A 17,212-nucleotide genomic window follows, 5' to 3' on the forward strand; every position below is an offset into this window, starting at 1 on the left:
GCCCTGCACGGTCTCGGAGGCCAGATGATGGGTCAGCTCGGCGGCTAGCATACGCTCAGCGAGCTGCTTCTTGAGGAGGCCGGCCAAGCCCGATTCGCCGAGGATCGATTCGGCGTCCTTACCTTCGACCTGCGCCAGAAGTTGGTCGATCAGTTCGTCAGGAATGAGCTTGGGTGCCTTGAGTTTCTTGGGTTTCTTGGTGGTCATTGCAACGGTCATGTAGCGTCCCTTTCGGTATCATCTCATGACCTCATGCACACAGAAAATCTGACAGGCTCGTGTTTGCAATTTTTCTCGGTGTTGCTGGATCGTTAATAGCTTCGTTCATATACGACGGCATTAAGTCTTCACCGCCACCAGGCATAGCAAGTCAATCCAGCGGACCCGCTAAAGCAGGTCGTTGACTACTAACGTTAGAAGATCAAGCGAATGCCCCATCTAGTCGCCCCTAAGCTAGCACCTTAATCATCCGCTTTCCAAAGCGCCGACTGTCGCCTTTGGATCGTAAGTTGCTAGCAGCTAACCACTGATTATTCCAAGAAGCCCCACCCCCAAACCAAACCCCGGTCAAAGCCGGGGTTTGGTCCTTCCTTATTTCCTCTCTATCTTCCGCACCGAGCGGTTTTCCATGGTCTTGCGTTTGATCTGCGCCTGTTGCTGGCGGTGCAGTTCGTCAACATGCTCGAACACGTCCACCTTGCGCGCGGCCAGCGTGAGCATGGCTTCCAGATAGTTGAAGAAGCCCACTCGGTAGCCGCGCTGCTCCGGCTTGCGGAAGTCGATGTCGCGGGTGATGCGCGCCAGCAGGCTTTGGCCGCAATAGCCGGGGTTGTCCTTCAGCCATTGGACGAAGTGCGCGCCGCATTCGCGGCCGTAGGCGCAGTCGGCGGCATAGTCCGGGTGGGCGTCCGGCATGTGCCAGTAGTCGGCTTGCGGCCGGCCTGGGCGTCGGGACACGAAGGGGAGCAGGGCTTCGCGCGCTTCCATCGAGGCTTGGCGATAGCGGCGGCGAGCGGGAAAGGTTTTCGACATGGTGTTTCTCCTGCGGTGACACAAGATAAACCACCTGCCAGATACAGACGGGAGTTGGCAGGCGCGTGGCAGGATTGGCATAACCGGAGTAACCAACCGGCGAGCGCGGGGCGCTCCCCCACCACGAGCCTGCCGATTTTGGCGCAGCCATGGAGAAATACGGGCATGCGCGGTAAGCGCAATGTCCGTTGGTTACTGGGCGGGATGCCAATCCCGGTGCCGTGAATAACAGCACCCGGCGATTGTTACCGAGTGGGCCGGCAGGGTCAAGCCAGCGGGGTCGCGGGAGTAGTGGCGGGCCGGCTGATTTGGTTTGTAATTTGAATGTCATGATTCCGCGACGCTGCGGTATAATCCTTTGCCCATTCGTCTCTTTGTCTTTTCCTCAAGATAGGGCATTCCTTATGACCTCAGTCTCTCTCCCGCCGGAAGCGGTGGGCAGCGCTTTCGCCCTGGACAAAATGATCGCCGCCCGCGACAAAACCATGGCGGCGGTGCGGCGCATCGCCGCGCAGATCCGCCCCGGCATGACCGAACAGCAGGCCAAGGATTTGGCCAAGGCTGAGTTGGAAAGCATGGGCATGGACCGCATCTGGCACGGCATCATCGTCCGTTTTGGCCGCAGCACGCTGAAAATCTTCAAGCAGCAGATCGACCCGGACAATGTGCTGCTGGACGACGACATCTTCTTCATTGATCTGGGCATAGTCTGGGACGGCCACGAGGGCGATGCCGGCGATACCTTTACCACCGGCGACAACGCGCGCAAGCAGGCCTGTGCCGAGGCGGCGCGCCAGTTGTGGCAGGAGGTGGCGAATAAGTGGCGGCGCGAGCGCCTGGCCGGCCCGGCCTTGTACCAGTACGCGGCGGAGCGCGCGGAGGCAATGGGCTGGCGGCTGAACCTGGACATCAAGGGCCACCGGGTGTCGGACTTTCCGCACGCCATTTACAAGGCCGGCAGCCTGGGCGACTTCGCCCAATGCCCGGACGCCGGTTTGTGGATTCTGGAAATCCAGATTGCCGATCCGTCCGGCGAATTCGGCGCTTTCTATGAAGACTTGCTGGTGAGCGAGGGCTGATCCATGACGGGCGGCGGCGAGCCGCCCGCCAGCTTTGGCGTTTGGCCGGGGTTTGCGTCCGCGACGCGGGCGAACTGTGAACGGCTAACACAACCGCGCAGAGCATCTGAGGAAAGGCGGTATCGCTGACGCGCAGCAGATTATGAACTGGTTCTTAGAACGTGTTTACGATCTCGCGAGCTAAGGCGAGACAAGGCGAAAACGAGCGAAAAAGCGGAATGTACACGTGGTACATGAGCATTTTGAGCTTGGTTTCAACGCCGTATCGCCGACGCGCAGCAGATCGTAAACAGGTTTCTTACTGCACCACGGACCGCACCTTCCAGACATTGCCTTCCACCGCGGAGATCGTCACCGGCGCTTGCTTCAGATTGCCCTTGGTGTCGAAGCTGAAGTCGGCGCTGACGCCCTGATAGAGTGTTTGGGCCAGCAGCGGCAGGTATTTGGCCGGTTCCGACGAGTTGGCGCGCTTCATGGCGTCGGCCACCATCATGACCGCGTCGTAGAAGTGCGGGGCGAACAGGACGACGTTTTGCTGGTAGCTGGCTTGGTAGCGCGCCTGAAATGCCTTGCCTGCCGGGCGCGCTTCCAGCGGCCCGCCGGGTACGGCGGAGATGTGGCCAAGCGCATTGGCGCCGGCCAGTTTGATGAAGGTCTCGGTGCTCAGCATGTCGCCGCCCATCAAGGTGGCGCTCATGCCCAGGCGTTTCATCTGGCGCGCCATCGGCGCGGCTTGGGCGTCCGCGCCGCCGTAGAACACGATGTCCGGTTGCTGCGCTTTCAGCGCGGTCAGGATGGCGCTGAAATCGGTGGCCTTGTCATGGGTGTATTCACGCTTGAACGGCGGCGTGCCCAGGCTGGTGATGGATTTGATGAATTCGTCGGCAATGCCCTGGCCGTAAGCGGTGCGATCGTCGATGACCGCGATGCGCTGCGCCTTGAGCTGCTGTACCGCATAGCGGCCCAGCGCTCCGCCCACCTGGCTGTCGCTGCCCACCAGACGGAAGGCGGTTTTGTAGCCGGCGGCGGTGTAGGCGGGGTTGGTGGAGACCGACAGCTGCGGGATGCCGGCCTTGGCGTAGAGGCGCGAGGCGGGAATGGTGACGCCGGAGTTGAAGTGGCCGATTACCGCTTTGACGCCGGCATCCATCAGGCGTTGAGCGGCTTGCGTGCCGGTTCGCGGGTCCGCCTGGTCGTCTTCGGACCGCAGTTCGAACTTCACTTTTTGGCCGCCTAGGGTGATGGGCTTGGCGTTCAGCTCGTTGATCGCCAGTTTGGCTCCGTTCTCATTGTCCTTGCCGTAGTGGGATTGCGGGCCGGACAAGGGTGAGGAGAAGCCTATTTTCACCACGGTGTCGGCATGAGCGGGGCTGAGGAAGAGGGTCATCGTGCCGCCAAGAGCCAATAGGGCAATCAGGCTGCGAGAATGCTGCTGTTTCATGCGTGTCTCCTTTGCGCTGCTCGGTTTGATGGCTGGCCGCGCCATCGCCTTTCACGGCTGGGGTGCCGCCATGCAACAGCTCAATGCAGCAGGAAGCCCCGGCCAATCAAGTCGTCAGGCTCCAATGACCAACTGGCTTTGCCGCTGTAGTGGGCGCGCCCGGCCACGCGCACCGTCACCGCGTCATGGCCCGGCAACTGGGCTTGGCCGACCACCGTGCCGCTGAACAGCGCTCCGGTCAGGCTTTCGAATTCACAGGTTTCCCCAGGCGCAACCAGCCCCTTGGCGTGACGGATGGCCATGCGCGCGGTGACGCCGGAGCCGGTGGGGCTGCGGTCGACTTCGGCATCGGCAAAGACGCAGACATTGCGGCTGCCGCCATCGGCGGCCCGGTCGCGGCCATCGGTGAGGATGCTGCCGTACAAGAAGCTCAGGTCGTCGGCGATGGGGTGGCGCACCGCGATGGCGTTGCGCACGGCCTGGGTGAGGGCGGTGGCGGCGTCCACCAGTTCGCGCAGGGAGCCATCCAGCGATACGCCCAGCTTTTCGGCGGCGACGACCGCGTAGAAGGCGCCGCCGTAGCCGATATCGACGGCGATTTCTCCTATGCCCGGCACGCTGACGGGCAGGTCCAGGGCAAAGGCGAAGGCGGGCACGCTCTCGAATTGCACAGCGCCGGCCTTGCCGTTCTGGATTTCCACCAAGGCTTCCACCAGGCCGCATGGGCATTCGATGCCCACCCGCGTCAGCGGCGCCACGGCGGGCACTTTGCCGCTGTCCACCGCAAAGCGGGCCAGGGCGATCACGGCATGCCCGCACATGGTGCTGTAGCCTTCGTTGTGGGTGAACAGCACGGCGAGGTCCGCCGTTGGCATGGAGGGCTGCACCAGCACCGCGCCATACATATCGTAATGGCCTCGTGGCTCATGCATGAGCAGGCGGCGCACAGGGTCCAGGCGCTCGCTCATGAAACGGCGTTTGGCGAGGATGTCCGCTCCCTGAATCCTGTCGCTAAGGTTGAGCACGATGCGCACCGGTTCGCCGCCGGTGTGCATTTCCACGGTCTCGATGACAAAATCCGCAGGCAATGGATTCATATTGTTCACTCCCTCTGTTGGTCACGAGGCGCGCTGGCGCGCCTTGGCTTAGGTACGCCGCGCGGTTTTAACTGGACGCTGCCGCCCGGTTAGACGGCCTTCCAATGCGCCAGCGCGCAGCGCGCCGCCGCCAAATCCCAGGCCGCGGTGCCCACGCTCTTGAACAGGCGCGGGCGATTGGCGTCGTAGCGTCCCGCTATCGCCTCCGCCAAGGACTGCACGGTGTTCCAGTCCACGCCCGCCTGGATCAGGTCTCCCGCTTCATGCCGCGCTCCGGCGGGGTCGTCAGAGAACAGCTGGCTGCCGGCGATAGCGGCCGGCCCGATTTCGGCCATGTCCGGACGAAACGCGCCCACTCCCACCAATAGCCGGTTGCTGCGAGCGTCCTCGTGGTAGACCGGCGCTTTGCTGGTGGTCAGTGTGATCACCACGTCGATATCGTCCGCGACGCGGCCGCGGCATGGGCGCAACGCCAAGGGCTGGGCGGCATGCCGGCGGCAGAACTCGGCGCTGCCGGCGATATCCCGGCCATGCACATCCACGCGGATACCCGGGAACAAGGCCGCAATGGCTTCCAGATGGCCGGCGGCCTGCGTGCCGGCGCCAATCAGCGCGATGGCGGCCGGCCTGCCGACGTACAGGCTGTTGATCGCCAACATGGAAATGGCGGCGGTGCGCTGGGCGGTCACCGTGGGGCCGTCAAGTATCAGCAGCGGCTGGCCGGTGAGGGCGTCATACACGCTGACGATGCCATGGATGGTGGGGAGGCCCTGCTTGAGGTTGTCCGGGCACACGTTGACCAGTTTGTGAATGCCGATATCGCTTGCGGTGGCCGGCATGGACAGCAGTACGGCGTCGCCCCGCAAGGGCAGCACCTGCCGCTCCGGGCTGACGATCCGCCCAGCCATATACTCGGCGGCGGCAAGGGATAGGGCCTGGCAAAGATCGGCAATCGGCAACAAGCTCTTGGTTGCGGAGGCGGGCAGTACGGGGATGGACATGGTGCGCCTTTGTCGATAAGTGGCAAAATTCAGACCAAATCCGCGGTTTGCCCTTGGGGTTTCTGCCGATATCAATAGAATTGGTCTTAAAATTGCCTTGTTATATCGTTAACTTGTTTTGTAAATTACCAATTTAGAGAGAGCGTCACAAGGGTTTCTGCTGCTGTGGCGGAGATGTGGTCGCAATTGTCACCAATACACAACAAATTGGTTTTGGGGTAACCAGAATGGATGCCAGTACACTGGAACAGAGCCACTTTCAGCCGCTTCCCATCTATGAGCAGCTTGCTGAGCAGATCCGCAACGGCATTGTTGGCAGGGAGTTTCCTCCTGAGTCGCGCCTGCCCTCGGAAAGAGAGCTCGCCGCCCGCTACCGCGTGAGCCGGCCTGCTGTGAGGGAGGCCATTGGCGCTTTGCAGAATCAGCAACTGGTGATGACCCGCCGCGGATCGGGCACCTATGTTTGCCAGGATGCCCTGCAACGGCTGCGGCAAGCCGTGCCCGCAAACGAGCGCGGGCAGGCGGACGACAGTCCGATATCGACGCTGGAAGTTCGGTTGATACTAGAGCCGGCCATTGCCCGCATGGCGGCTAGAAAAGGCCAGCGCGATGAAAGGGCGGAGTATTACCTGGCGCAAATGAAGGGGGTCAAAAACATAGACATCCCGGCGCAGCAAGTGCTCTGGAGCGAAAGCGACCGCTTGTTCCATCGGCAACTCGCCGTGATGACAGGCGATGCGTTGATGGTGCGCATTGCGGATGAGGTGGCCAAAGCCATGTCGCAGCCTCTTTGGCAGCGATTGCGCGATGATGGCATCTATGACGAGGAGCGTATTAGCTTGTACGTTGCGGAGCATCAGCTGATTTACGAATCCATCGTCATCGGCGATGAGGATGCCGCGGCCTTTTACGTTGAGCAGCATTTGCGACGGGTAAGGCGGGATATCTCCGGCTAAGCCGCCAGCGCATTGATCCGCATGGCTGAACGGCTCCGGCCCCGCAGGCGCGCCCGTCACTGGACAGGGCTGCTTGCGGGGCCGGGTTTATGCTGCTGGCGTGTTATGAGGATGTTCGCGAACGAGCGAAAATATTGCAGTGCAAGATAAAACTAACGACTGTTTTAACTAGAACTCCACGTAAATCAAGGGTTTGCCGGGGCGAGGGTGCGGGGAGATGTGGCGTGCGCACATCACAATGTACGCTTTTGACCTGTATCAAACACATATTTTCGTTTTAGAATATAAAATGTGTTCGTAAAATAACATTTGTGTTCGGCTCTGGCGTTTGGGGATATCCCCCGTTCGGAACCGCGCACTATGCTTTAAAAGGCGGCCTGTTAAGGGCCGGCCTCTGTCGGCCATAGGAGCACAAACGCATGCCAGATACCCAAACCGCCGTGGACACGGTCCCGCAAGAACACGCCATGTCTCCCGAATCCGTGGTGGGTTACCTGCACTCCACGGAGAGCGGGGCCGGGGTGGACGGGCCTGGCATGCGCTTTGTCTTCTTCACCTCGGGCTGCCAGTTCCGCTGCCTATACTGCCATAACCCGGATACCTGGAAGCTGCACAACGGCCGCCAGGTCACGGTGGAGCAGGCGATGGCGGAGCTGGAGCCGTACGCGCGCTTTTTGAAGTTCGCCGGCGGCGTGACGGTGTCCGGCGGCGAGCCGCTGATGCAGGACGCTTTCGTGGGCGAGCTGTTCCGCGAGGCCAAGCGCCGCTTCGGCCTGCACACGACCTTGGACACCCAGGGCTTTTTGCACGAGCGGGTGAGCGACGAGTGGTTCGACGCGGTGGACCTGGTGATGCTGGACATCAAGCATTCGGACCCGGAGCGCTATCACGCGCTGACCGGCCAGCCCTTGCAGCCGACGCTGGACTTTGCCCGTCGCCTGCAAGGCCTGGGCAAGAAGATGTGGGTGCGTTACGTGCTGGTGCCGGGTTTGACCGACGGCGACGAGGACATCAGCAGGCTGGCGGATTTCGTCGCCGGCCTGGGCAGTGTGGTGGAGCGGGTCGAGGTGTTGCCCTTCCATCAGTTGGGCATGGACAAGTGGCAGAAGCTGGGCATGGAATATCAGTTGGCGGATACGCCGATTCCCACGCCGGAGCAAGTCAAACGTGCCCGCGAGTTGTTTTCCTGTAAAGGCTTGAAGGTGACTTGAACGCCTTCCGGCCGGTGGTTTTTGGCTGGCAGCGTCGCCCGGAGCGGCGCTGCTTGTTTATCGAATTATCTATCATGAATCGCTGATATATTATGACGACATCTTCTGAAATTCTGGTGATCAACTGTGGCAGTTCCTCGCTGAAGTTCGCGTTGCTGCCCAAGGGCTCCAGCGAGCCGCTGCTGTCCGGTCTGGCCGAGTGCCTGGGCCTGGCGGATTCGCGCATCATTTTCAAAACCGCGGAAGGCAAGAAGACGGAGTCGCTGAACGGCGGCAGCCACGCCGAGGCGATGGAAGCGCTGACCCGTTTCATGGGCGAGCATGAGTGGCTGGACAGCGTGGTCGCCATCGGCCACCGCATCGTTCACGGCGGCGAGCGCTTCCAGGCGTCCGCGCTGATCACCGACGAAGTGCTGGCCGGCATCGAAGAATGCTGCGCGCTGGCGCCGCTGCACAACCCGGGCCACCTGGTGGGCATCCGCGCCGCGCAGAAAGCCTTCCCCAAGCTGCCGCAAGTCGTGGTGTTCGACACCGCCTTCCATCAGACCATGCCCAAGCCGGCTTATATGTACGCCGTGCCGCAGCGTTTCTACAAAGAATACGGCGTGCGCCGCTACGGCATGCACGGCACCAGCCATCGCTTCATCGCCGGCGAAACCGTGGCCGAGCTGAAGCTGGATCCGGCTAATCACGGCATCCTGATCGCCCACCTGGGCAACGGCGCGTCCGCTTCCGCGGTGAAGAACGGCAAGTGCATGGACACCACCATGGGCATGACCCCGCTGGAAGGCCTGATCATGGGCACCCGTTCCGGCGACATCGACCCGGCCGCGGTGACTTTCATCGCCCGCAAGGAAGGCCTGGATCTGGACGGCATCGACAATCTGCTGAACAAGCAGAGCGGCCTGCTGGGCATTTCCGGCGTGTCCAGCGACTGTCGCGCTCTGGAAGAAGCGGCGGCGGAAGGCAATGTGGACGCGCAACTGGCGCTGGACATGTTCGCCCACCGTCTGGCCCGCCTGCTGGGCGGCCTGGCCACCTCGCTGGACCGCATCGACGCCCTGGTGTTCACCGGCGGCATCGGCGAAAACTCCAGCCTGCTGCGTGAAAAAACCCTGAACCACATGAAGGTGCTGGGCTTCGCCGTGGACGCGGCCGCCAACGAGCGCGCCGTGCGCGGCAACACCGGCGTGATCAGTCAGCCGGGCAGCACCACCGCGCTGGTGATGGCTACCAACGAAGAGTGGATGATCGCCAAGGATACCGCCGACCTGGCCGGTATCTGATAGGACCTCGCGGCGCAAGCCGCGTCTGTATCGCGCGGCCGGCGCTCCGTCGGCCGCCGCCTGATTCTGAACGCCGGGCCGCCTTGCGGCGGCGCGCGCGTCGAAAGTAAAACTCATGACATCGCAACAACCGAAACGAGTGTTTTTCCTGGCTTCCTATGGTTCGGACGCCGGGCTGACCTCCATGACCCTGGGCCTGGTGCACGCGCTGGAGCGCGACGGCATCAAGGTGGGCTTCGTCAAGCCCATCGCGCAGCCCGCCAGCGTGGGCGCCGAGCTGTCCAGCCACTTTGCCCGCCAGCTGTGCAATATCGACGCGCCGGCGTCCATCCCCTTCGCCCGCGCTCAAGCCATGTTGCGCGAAGGCGAGCTGGCCACCTTGATGGAAGACGTGGTGCGCCTGGCGGAACAGGCGCGGGACAATCACGATGTGCTGATCGTTGAAGGCCTGGTGCCGGACAGCGACGCGCAAACCGCCATCCGCCTGAACGCGGAAATGGCCGGCAGCCTGTCCGCCGAACTGTTGCTGGTGCTGTCCGGCGCCGGCCGCGGCGCGCGCGACATCGCCGAATGCGTGCAGCTGGTGCAGCGTCAGTTCGGCGCCGACGGCAACGGCAAACTGGCCGGTCTGCTGCTGAACCGCGGCGCGGAGTGCGGCAATCTGGCCGGCCTGCGCGCCGAGCTGGCGGAGCTGGGCTGCGCCACGCCGCTGCTGGGCTGCGTGCCTTACGACGCCAAGCTGGACGCGCCGCGCGTGCTGGACGTGGTTAGCGCGCTGGGTTTGAAGATTGAACACGCCGGCCAGATCGAGCAAGCGCGCATGCGCGAAACCGTGGTGGCGGCCCGCACCGTGGAGAAGATGGCCGAACGCCTGCTGCCGGGCACCCTGGTGGTGACGCCGGGCGACCGCAGCGACGTGGTGTTGGCCACCTCGCTGGCCATGCTGCGCGGCGTGCCGCTGGCCGGCCTGCTGCTGACCTGCGGCGAACCGGTGTCCGGCAGTATCCTGCCGCTGATCCAGTCCGCGCGCCAAGCCGGCCTGACCATTCTGTCCACTGAGCGCGACACCTATGAAACCAGCACCATGCTGGCCAATCTGGACCGTCACGTGGCGATGGAAGACGCCGAGCGCATGCAGGCGATGATCGACTTCGTGGCCGAGCGCATCGACACCGCGGTGCTGGTGCAGAAGATCGGCGAGCCGCGCGAAGTGCGCCTGCCGCCGCCGGCCTTCCGCCATCGTCTGATCGAGAGTGCGCGCCGCTCGCAAAAACGCATCGTGCTGCCGGAAGGCGACGAGCCGCGCACCATTCAGGCCGCCGCCATCTGCCACGAGAAGGGCATCGCCCGCTGCGTGCTGATCGGCGAACCGGAACGCATCCGCCAGGTGGCGGAAGCTCAGGGCGTGACCCTGCCGGCCGACATTGAAATCCTGGCCCCGAAAGAGGCCGCCGGCCGCTACGTGGCGCCGATGATGGAGATGCGCAAGAGCAAGGGCCTGACCGCGCCGCAGGCGGCGGAGCAGCTGGAAGACAGCGTGGTGATCGGCACCATGATGCTGGCCCTGAACGAGGTGGACGGCCTGGTGTCCGGCGCGGTGCACACCACCGCCAACACCATCCGTCCGGCCTTGCAGCTGATCAAGACCGCGCCGGGCGCGAGCATCGTGTCCAGCATCTTCTTCATGTTGATGCCGGATCAGGTGCTGGTGTACGGCGACTGCGCGGTGAACCCGGACCCGAACGCGGAGCAGCTGGCGGACATCGCCATCCAGTCCGCGGATTCCGCCAGCGCCTTCGGCCTGAGTCCGCGCGTGGCGATGATCTCTTACTCCACCGGCACTTCCGGCAGCGGTTCGGACGTGGAGAAAGTGCGCGAAGCCACCCGCATCGCCAAGGAAAAGCGTCCGGATCTGATGATTGACGGCCCGATGCAGTACGACGCCGCCAGCGTGGAGTCCGTAGGCCGCCAAAAGGCGCCGGACAGCGAAGTGGCCGGCCGCGCCAACGTCTTCGTGTTCCCGGACCTGAACACCGGCAACACCACTTACAAGGCGGTGCAACGCTCTGCCGGCGTGGTGTCGGTGGGTCCGATGCTGCAAGGCCTGCGCAAGCCGGTCAACGATCTGTCGCGCGGCGCGCTGGTGGACGACATCGTCTACACCATCGCCCTGACGGCGATCCAGGCGGACGCGCAGTAAGCGGCGAGAACGCTTGACCTGAAAACAGCCCCCGGAGCGTAAGCGCCGGGGGCTGTTGTCTTATGCGGCCTTGTTTAGTGGCGCTGCGCGGCGATGGGGCGCGTCAGCGCCACCCATTGCTCGGAGGCGGGAGAGCCGGCCAGTTCCACGCCGTCGTCGGCGAAATACACTTTGGAGACTTTGCCGTCGAACAGCTCGGGCTGGCGCAGCACGGAGCGGACTTCGGAGTAGGTGATCGGCTCGTAGCTGTGCTGGAAGCGGCGCTGCTGTTCTTGCCAGGGTTTTTGCCGTATCGCTTCAAGGTCCATCTTGCCGCGGCCGGCGTCGTTCCAGGCAAAGGCGATTTCCGCGCCTTGTTGGGCGAAGAATTCCAGGCCCAGTTTGCTGGAGTTGCGGAAGAAGTGCTTGATGAACAGTTCGGACAGGTCCAGCAGGTCGTGCTGTTCCAGCGTGCGCTTGCCGAGCGCGGCGACGACGTCGTCGGCGTTTTTGCAGCCGCAGGCATGCACCAGATGGAGCAGGTTGTTGACCGTGGTTTCCGTGCGGCAGTCGCCGCTGGTGTTTTTCAACACAAAGCGGGTGGCCACGGCGGAGCGCTCCTCCGGCGGCACGTTGGCCAGCAGCGCGTTGAGCCGGACAAACGGGTCCAGCCGTGCGTGATGGGCGCCCAGATAGTCGGCCCAGGCCTGGAGGATGGGGGCAGCCGGCTGCCGCGCGCGTTTGACCAGCTTGCCGGCGGCGGCGTCGCTGATGTGGCGGCTGAATTCCTGGATCAGCTCGCGAGGCGAGAAGTAAGACATGGTGTAGTCGCGGCTGTAATGGACGATGTCCAGCTGTTTATTGTAAGTGGCGATGGTGGCGACGTTTTGCATGTCCAGTTCGCCACACACGAAATCGCCTAGCTGCATTTGCGCGTGACTCAGGCCGTACAGCGCCACCGCTTGGTCCTGACGCGCCGGGGAGGCGTTGACCGCGCCGTTGGCCACCCGGAACAACAGCGACTGGAAACGGGCTTGCTGCGGCACGGGCCCTTGCGTGGTTTGCGGGCGGTCCGGCGCGGCTGCGCAGCGATTCGAGGCGCTGGTCAAGCATCGGCCCAGGCCTAATTGTGGCTGAGCGGCGACGTTGCGGGCAGTCGGCAAGGCCGCAGGGGCGGCGAGGGGGCGAGTGGCGCTGTGGGCGGTGATGTTTGGCATGGGGCCGGCTTTCAAGTAGAGGGCATGGAATGGTTTGACCCCGCTACTGTCGTCAAAAAGCCGGATCGCGGCTTGCAGAATTCACTCAGCGCGCCATCAGAGGGATGGGCGCGAGTTTGCCCGGCGTTACCGTTTTTTGGCTGTAGATCAATGCAGATGGGATTGTGTTATAATCAAAGGGAGGTTGAACTTCCGATAAACACTTAATTAGAAAGGGAACCTGCTTATGCTGAGCCTGTTTTTGATTACTGTTTTTCTGATTATCAGTCTGGTCCATTGCTATTGGGCCTTGGGCGGCACCGTCGGAATGGGCGCGGCCGTGCCCGAGGTGGACGGCAAGCCCTTGTTCCAGCCCACCCGCGGCGGCACTTTCGCGGTGGCCGGCATACTGGCCTTGTCGGCGCTGGCGGTGGCGCTGCATGGCCATCTGACGCGCTTCTGGCAAATGGAGACCGTGCGTTGGGGCTTGCTGGTGCTGGCGGCGGCACTGCTGCTGCGCGGCATCGGCGAATTCCGCTACGTCGGCCTGTTCAAGAGCGTGCGCGACAGCCGCTTCGCCCGCAACGACACGCGTTTCTATTCCCCCTTGTGCTTGTTGCTGGGCAGTTTGTTGCTGATCCTTGCCTGGTAACCGCTCCTGAAAGCGGGCGGCTAGCCGCCCGCTGTTCTCGTTAGAACCTGTTTACGGTCTGCTGCGCGTCGTGAGACGTGACACGGTGAGTCGCGCTTCGAAATGCTCATGCACCGCTTGACCATTCCGCTTTCTCAGCCGCAACGCCTTGTCTCGCCTTAGCTCGCGAGACTTTGAACTGACTCTTAGCGTTTGTTGTTCCGCGAGTAAATCAATTGCGCTTTCCAATCCAGCCGCTGCGGCTGGCGCGGCATGTTGACGCGGAAGCGTTCGCGCGGGCCGACGCCGGACTGCCATAGATAGAGCTGGCCATCGTGAGCGCCGCCGTTCCAGGCGGTCAGGTAGTAGTCGTTCTGCCTCGCCCAGTCCTTGAAGCTGACAATATCGCCGTCCCGCAGGCAGCCGTCCGGCCGGTCCTGAATCTGCAGCCGTAGTTCCGTGGAGGCGTTGAGCGGGCCTTGCTTGGTGTAGTAGGCGTATTGGTTGGCGTCCAGGCCGCCCCACCAGGTCCAGAACCAGCCGGGGCGGTCGGCGCGCTCTACCCGCAGGTAGTCGCCGGAGCGCAGGCAGCCGTTGTCGCGCATGGCGAAGTTGTTGGACAGATTGAAGCGGGCGGCGGGGCCGTTGCCGGGGCCGGTCTTCAGCCAGCCGTCGTTGGCGGCGGCGCTTTGCAGCCATTGGCCGTTGCCCAGGTTTTGCAGGCTTACCTGGCGGTAGCTGCCGGCCTGATCGGTATAGGATTGCGTGGGGGTGGCGGCGTCCGCCCAGGCGAAGGCTTGCACCGGGTAGTGGTCGCTGTAGTCGGTATAGGCGTAGGTGTGTTTGCCGACGGATTGCACCGTCCACTGCGGGGACGGCGCGTCCAGCGCCAGATTGTGCCAGGCCGACGGCTGGGGGTGGGTCTTCAGCGTCAGGATGTAGTCCAGGTATTCCGGCGCGTCGCCGCCGCGCGCGCCGTAGCGCTCCAGCGCCAGGCCGTTGCGGGCGGTGTCGAAGCTGTCGGCGACGCCGGCGTAGCGGGGCTCATTGGCTTGCAGGATGTCCAGCATCGCGCGGTATTCCGCCGGCTTGCGGCGGTCCACGTTCATATCGCCGGCAATCAATACCATTTCGTCCTTGGGCAGCCGCCGCGCGCGCAGCCAGTCGGCAATTTCGCGCAGCTGGGCCTGGCGCACCGCCGCGTGGTCCTTGCAGCCGCTGTCTTCTGATTGCAGATGGGTGCCCAGCAGGTGATAGTACTGGCCGCCCACTTGTAACTTGGCGTAGGCGAAGCCCTTGAGCGCGTATTGATCCCAGCCGCAGCCGGCGTTGCGGAACAAATACTGCCGCTTTTCCACGATGGGCCAGCGGCTGACGATGGCGACGCCGCCGTCTTCCGGCCTGGCGCCGTCCCAGCCTTCGGTGCCGTCCCAGCCGCTTTGGCTGCGGCCTATCACCGGGGTTTGGTGCGGGAAGCGCGCTTTCAGGCCTTGCAGCAGCGCTTCGGAACTGCTGTTGTCCTGAAGCTCCTGAAGCACGGCCACATCCTGCTGTTGCAGGATGGGCGCGGCGGCGATCAGGCGCGCGCGTTGTTCCTGGCCGTAGTTGGGATAGAGCGACTGCGGCAGCAGCATGGCGTTCCAGGTGGTCAGCTTGAGATCGTCGGGGTAGGCGGCGAGCGCGGGGGCGGCCAGCAGCGCGGCGCACAGTGCCAGGCAAGCTTTCATCATGTCTCCGAGGGGTGGGGGAGCGCAAAGCTTGAATGGCCTGGTTTACGGAATTGCTATGTCATTTAAATTTGATCTGGCGTAGAATCTCTACCTCGCCGACACTTCGGCGTCCGTCCGTTTGCGCGGATGCGAGTCTTCCCCTTTTCCCGAATAGGAGCGCGCTGAAATGAAGCTGTAATGCCCGTCACTCGTTTGCCCAGCCAGGGCCGTTTGCCGCATTGCCGTTTCGTTTGGTCTTCCGCTTCGTCTTTGCCCCTTCGCGGGGGCTGTCTATTTCGCTATGGATGCGGTTTTGGCTGGGTGTCCCCAATTTTCTGAATGGAACAGGACTCCCCATGTCGGAACATGTTTCTCTCGATATTTTTTCGCATAATCAGGCCGCCTGGGACCGCCAGGCCGAGCAGGCCGGTCCGTGGTCGCAGCCGGTGGACGCCGCCGCCGTCGCCGCCGCGCGCGCGGGCGATCACCGGGCGCGGTTGATGCCGGGACCGTTGCCGGCCGGCTGGCTGGATCAGGCGGCGGGCTGGCGCATTCTGTGCCTGGCCAGCGGCGGCGGTCAGCAGGGCCCGCTATTGGCGGCGGCCGGCGCCGTGGTCACGGTGTTCGACGCCTCCGAGCAGCAGTTGGAGCGAGACCGGCTGGTGGCGCGGCGCGAAGGGCTGACGCTGGCGACGGAGCAGGGCGATATGCGCGATCTGTCGCGCTTCGCCGACGCCAGCTTCGATTGCGTATTCCACCCGATTTCCAATCTCTACGTGCCGGACGTGCGTCCGGTGTGGCGCGAGTGCTTCAGGGTGCTGCGTCCGGGCGGGCGCTTGCTCAGCAGTTTTTTCAATCCGGCGGCCTTCATCGGCGACCGCGACCCGGAGTATGCCCGTCAGGGGCTGATCCGGCCGCGCTATCCGGCGCCGTATTCCGATCTGCGCGATCTGGAGCCGGCGGCGTTGGCGGCCAAGCGAGCGGGCGGCGAGGCGCTGGTGTTCGGCCATAGCCTGGCCGAGCAGATAGGCGGCCAATTGGAGGCCGGTTTTTTGTTGGCGGGTTTCCACGAGGAGATGCAGCCGACGCCGCGCTTCGTCATCGACGGCTATCTGCCGGCCTTCATCGCCACTTGGGCGAGCAAGCCGGGGGCTTGAACGCCGCTTGTGGCCGGCTTCAGTTGCGGCGCAGCTGGCAGGCCAGGCTGCGCGGCACCAGCAGTTTTTGCTCGTTCAGGATGTCGCTGCCGGGGAAGTAGCGGATTTCCCGGACATCGTCGTCCTCGCGCAGCAGGGTGATGTTCTTGGCGGCGGGGATGTTGACGACGATCTGGCCGGCTTGGTGGCAAACGATGTTATAGGCGTTGAAATCGCTGTCGCTCAGGTGTTCGCTGCTTTGGCGCGGCGGGCGGGACCCGCGGTAGTCGTCGCGGCCGTCCGCCTGGCTGACGGCGGGCAGGGCGAGTAGGGCGGCAAGCGCCAGGGGAATCAGGCAACGGATCATGGCGCGGCTCTGGTAGCTAGTGAAGGGCCTCATCATAGAGGCGGCGCCGACGGCTTGTACAGCCCGCCGGAGTTTATCCGGCGGGCTGCAGGCGGCTGTTCAGATAGCGTTCGCCGCGGCGGCGCAGCGGCGGCGGCGCCAGCTTCAGCCATTGGTTGAAATGCAGGCCCAGCAAGGTGTTGTTGCCGGTTTCTTCCTGCAGGGCGATGGCCAGGTTGTCGTAGACCGGGTCGTCGTCGTGGAGGTCGTCGGCGCTGGCTTGGGAGAAGCTGTCGGCGTCCGCGTTCCAGCGGCAGTCCGCGCCCAGTCGCAGGCCGTAGCCGCGCGGCAGGCCGGAGGCGAGCAGGCGCGCGTATTGGCGCTCGAAGCCGTCGGGATCGAACAGATAGCTGTCGCTGTGCAGCCAGCGGCCGTCCAGCCGCGCTTGCACCAGGCCGTGGAACAGGTGTTCCGGCAGGCACAGGTAGACCGGAGCGGGCACGGCGTGGCGTAGGATGCGCTTGTCCAGCCGCACGAAGCGCAGCCGCGCCGGGATGCCGGCCGTTGTCAGCAGCGCGCGCAGCAGGTCGCCCTGGGCGTTGCAATGGCCGCGTCCCAAGGCCAGGGTGCGTTCCGGCGTGACGGTTTCAAACTGGCTGGTGAAGCCGAAGCGCACATGGCCGCGAACGAAGTCGTGCAAGGCGCGGCAGTAGTCGCGGTCGTTGTCGGGGGAGGCGTCGCTTTGCACCTGGCGCAGGGCTTCGCTCAGGCTCAGCCAGGCGCGAGGCGCTGGGCGGACGGGGTCGGACTGGTGGCTTGGGTGCATGGAATGCTCTATCGGCCGAGGTTAGTCATATTGAATATTCAGAGCTGAAGATTGTCAATGCACAGTTTGATGACGGCGGGGCGGAA

General features: G+C 63.7%; 15 protein-coding genes and 1 pseudogene. 7 read left to right on the forward strand and 9 right to left on the reverse strand.

All coding sequences use genetic code 11. The features are described 5' to 3' along the window. Positions 1 to 207: pseudogene (locus HA052_RS20950) on the reverse strand (IS256 family transposase); the annotation flags it as partial. Between the two features lie 384 nt (positions 208 to 591). After that, on the reverse strand, positions 592 to 1,032 hold the full coding sequence (locus HA052_RS20955) for a hypothetical protein (protein ID WP_166453433.1): 441 nt from the start codon (positions 1,030 to 1,032) through the stop codon (positions 592 to 594). Positions 1,033 to 1,436: 404 nt separating this feature from the next. Here HA052_RS20955 and HA052_RS20960 point away from each other — a divergent pair, with 404 nt between their 5' ends. Then, positions 1,437 to 2,111, forward strand: a complete 675-nt coding sequence (locus tag HA052_RS20960) for a M24 family metallopeptidase (protein ID WP_166453434.1) — start codon at positions 1,437 to 1,439, stop codon at positions 2,109 to 2,111. Positions 2,112 to 2,409: 298 nt separating this feature from the next. Here the strand turns inward: HA052_RS20960 and HA052_RS20965 are convergent, their stop codons facing one another. From HA052_RS20965 to lhpI, 3 genes are all read right to left on the reverse strand, one after another. Next, a complete protein-coding gene (locus HA052_RS20965) occupies positions 2,410 to 3,552 on the reverse strand; it encodes a branched-chain amino acid ABC transporter substrate-binding protein (protein ID WP_166453435.1) in 1,143 nt (380 codons plus the stop codon). Between the two features lie 80 nt (positions 3,553 to 3,632). Continuing rightward, positions 3,633 to 4,649: a proline racemase family protein gene (locus HA052_RS20970; protein ID WP_206118986.1), complete on the reverse strand. Its 1,017-nt coding sequence runs from the start codon at positions 4,647 to 4,649 to the stop codon at positions 3,633 to 3,635. Between the two features lie 89 nt (positions 4,650 to 4,738). Continuing rightward, positions 4,739 to 5,650 carry a bifunctional Delta(1)-pyrroline-2-carboxylate/Delta(1)-piperideine-2-carboxylate reductase gene (gene lhpI, locus HA052_RS20975; protein WP_166453436.1) on the reverse strand — a complete coding sequence of 304 codons (912 nt, stop codon included), beginning with the start codon at positions 5,648 to 5,650 and terminating at the stop codon, positions 4,739 to 4,741. A gap of 227 nt (positions 5,651 to 5,877) precedes the next feature. Between lhpI and HA052_RS20980 the strand changes: the two genes are divergently transcribed. From HA052_RS20980 to pta, 4 genes are all read left to right on the forward strand, one after another. Next, complete coding sequence (locus tag HA052_RS20980) at positions 5,878 to 6,606, forward strand: FadR/GntR family transcriptional regulator (protein ID WP_166453437.1); 729 nt, start codon at positions 5,878 to 5,880, stop codon at positions 6,604 to 6,606. Between the two features lie 419 nt (positions 6,607 to 7,025). Further along, positions 7,026 to 7,817, forward strand: coding sequence for a pyruvate formate-lyase-activating protein (pflA, locus tag HA052_RS20985; RefSeq protein ID WP_166453438.1), 792 nt, complete (start codon positions 7,026 to 7,028; stop codon positions 7,815 to 7,817). 92 nt (positions 7,818 to 7,909) lie between these two features. Continuing rightward, positions 7,910 to 9,103, forward strand: coding sequence for an acetate/propionate family kinase (locus HA052_RS20990; RefSeq protein WP_043594375.1), 1,194 nt, complete (start codon positions 7,910 to 7,912; stop codon positions 9,101 to 9,103). 115 nt (positions 9,104 to 9,218) lie between these two features. Further along, the gene (gene pta / locus HA052_RS20995; RefSeq protein WP_166453439.1) at positions 9,219 to 11,303 is read left to right on the forward strand and encodes a phosphate acetyltransferase; all 2,085 of its coding nucleotides are present in this window, start codon (positions 9,219 to 9,221) and stop codon (positions 11,301 to 11,303) included. 74 nt (positions 11,304 to 11,377) lie between these two features. Here the strand turns inward: pta and HA052_RS21000 are convergent, their stop codons facing one another. After that, positions 11,378 to 12,499: a hypothetical protein gene (locus HA052_RS21000; protein ID WP_166453440.1), complete on the reverse strand. Its 1,122-nt coding sequence runs from the start codon at positions 12,497 to 12,499 to the stop codon at positions 11,378 to 11,380. Between the two features lie 226 nt (positions 12,500 to 12,725). Here HA052_RS21000 and HA052_RS21005 point away from each other — a divergent pair, with 226 nt between their 5' ends. Continuing rightward, complete coding sequence (locus HA052_RS21005) at positions 12,726 to 13,130, forward strand: DUF3995 domain-containing protein (protein ID WP_166453441.1); 405 nt, start codon at positions 12,726 to 12,728, stop codon at positions 13,128 to 13,130. Positions 13,131 to 13,315: 185 nt separating this feature from the next. Here HA052_RS21005 and sph read toward each other — a convergent pair whose 3' ends face one another. Then, the gene (gene sph / locus HA052_RS21010; RefSeq protein WP_166453442.1) at positions 13,316 to 14,836 is read right to left on the reverse strand and encodes a sphingomyelin phosphodiesterase; all 1,521 of its coding nucleotides are present in this window, start codon (positions 14,834 to 14,836) and stop codon (positions 13,316 to 13,318) included. Positions 14,837 to 15,174: 338 nt separating this feature from the next. Here sph and HA052_RS21015 point away from each other — a divergent pair, with 338 nt between their 5' ends. Beyond that, positions 15,175 to 15,975, forward strand: coding sequence for a class I SAM-dependent methyltransferase (locus tag HA052_RS21015; protein WP_166453443.1), 801 nt, complete (start codon positions 15,175 to 15,177; stop codon positions 15,973 to 15,975). Between the two features lie 19 nt (positions 15,976 to 15,994). On the opposite strand, the gene HA052_RS21020 is transcribed toward HA052_RS21015, so the two are convergent. Next, positions 15,995 to 16,357, reverse strand: coding sequence for a hypothetical protein (locus tag HA052_RS21020; protein WP_166453444.1), 363 nt, complete (start codon positions 16,355 to 16,357; stop codon positions 15,995 to 15,997). A gap of 37 nt (positions 16,358 to 16,394) precedes the next feature. Next, complete coding sequence (locus HA052_RS21025; protein ID WP_166453445.1) at positions 16,395 to 17,126, reverse strand: transglutaminase domain-containing protein; 732 nt, start codon at positions 17,124 to 17,126, stop codon at positions 16,395 to 16,397. Positions 17,127 to 17,212 lie beyond the last annotated feature (86 nt).

This window comes from Chromobacterium fluminis, from assembly GCF_011602385.1.
GTDB classification, from domain to species: domain Bacteria; phylum Pseudomonadota; class Gammaproteobacteria; order Burkholderiales; family Chromobacteriaceae; genus Chromobacterium; species Chromobacterium fluminis.

What these genes read in the sequence shown, in the direction of transcription:
- HA052_RS20955 (WP_166453433.1), bottom strand. Translation starts at nt 1,032, where the DNA reads ATGTCGAAAACCTTTCCCGCTCGCCGCCGCTATCGCCAAGCCTCGATG.
- HA052_RS20960 (WP_166453434.1), top strand. Translation starts at nt 1,437, where the DNA reads ATGACCTCAGTCTCTCTCCCGCCGGAAGCGGTGGGCAGCGCTTTCGCC.
- HA052_RS20965 (WP_166453435.1), bottom strand. Translation starts at nt 3,552, where the DNA reads ATGAAACAGCAGCATTCTCGCAGCCTGATTGCCCTATTGGCTCTTGGC.
- HA052_RS20970 (WP_206118986.1), bottom strand. Translation starts at nt 4,649, where the DNA reads ATGAATCCATTGCCTGCGGATTTTGTCATCGAGACCGTGGAAATGCAC.
- lhpI (WP_166453436.1), bottom strand. Translation starts at nt 5,650, where the DNA reads ATGTCCATCCCCGTACTGCCCGCCTCCGCAACCAAGAGCTTGTTGCCG.
- HA052_RS20980 (WP_166453437.1), top strand. Translation starts at nt 5,878, where the DNA reads ATGGATGCCAGTACACTGGAACAGAGCCACTTTCAGCCGCTTCCCATC.
- pflA (WP_166453438.1), top strand. Translation starts at nt 7,026, where the DNA reads ATGCCAGATACCCAAACCGCCGTGGACACGGTCCCGCAAGAACACGCC.
- HA052_RS20990 (WP_043594375.1), top strand. Translation starts at nt 7,910, where the DNA reads ATGACGACATCTTCTGAAATTCTGGTGATCAACTGTGGCAGTTCCTCG.
- pta (WP_166453439.1), top strand. Translation starts at nt 9,219, where the DNA reads ATGACATCGCAACAACCGAAACGAGTGTTTTTCCTGGCTTCCTATGGT.
- HA052_RS21000 (WP_166453440.1), bottom strand. Translation starts at nt 12,499, where the DNA reads ATGCCAAACATCACCGCCCACAGCGCCACTCGCCCCCTCGCCGCCCCT.
- HA052_RS21005 (WP_166453441.1), top strand. Translation starts at nt 12,726, where the DNA reads ATGCTGAGCCTGTTTTTGATTACTGTTTTTCTGATTATCAGTCTGGTC.
- sph (WP_166453442.1), bottom strand. Translation starts at nt 14,836, where the DNA reads ATGAAAGCTTGCCTGGCACTGTGCGCCGCGCTGCTGGCCGCCCCCGCG.
- HA052_RS21015 (WP_166453443.1), top strand. Translation starts at nt 15,175, where the DNA reads ATGTCGGAACATGTTTCTCTCGATATTTTTTCGCATAATCAGGCCGCC.
- HA052_RS21020 (WP_166453444.1), bottom strand. Translation starts at nt 16,357, where the DNA reads ATGATGAGGCCCTTCACTAGCTACCAGAGCCGCGCCATGATCCGTTGC.
- HA052_RS21025 (WP_166453445.1), bottom strand. Translation starts at nt 17,126, where the DNA reads ATGCACCCAAGCCACCAGTCCGACCCCGTCCGCCCAGCGCCTCGCGCC.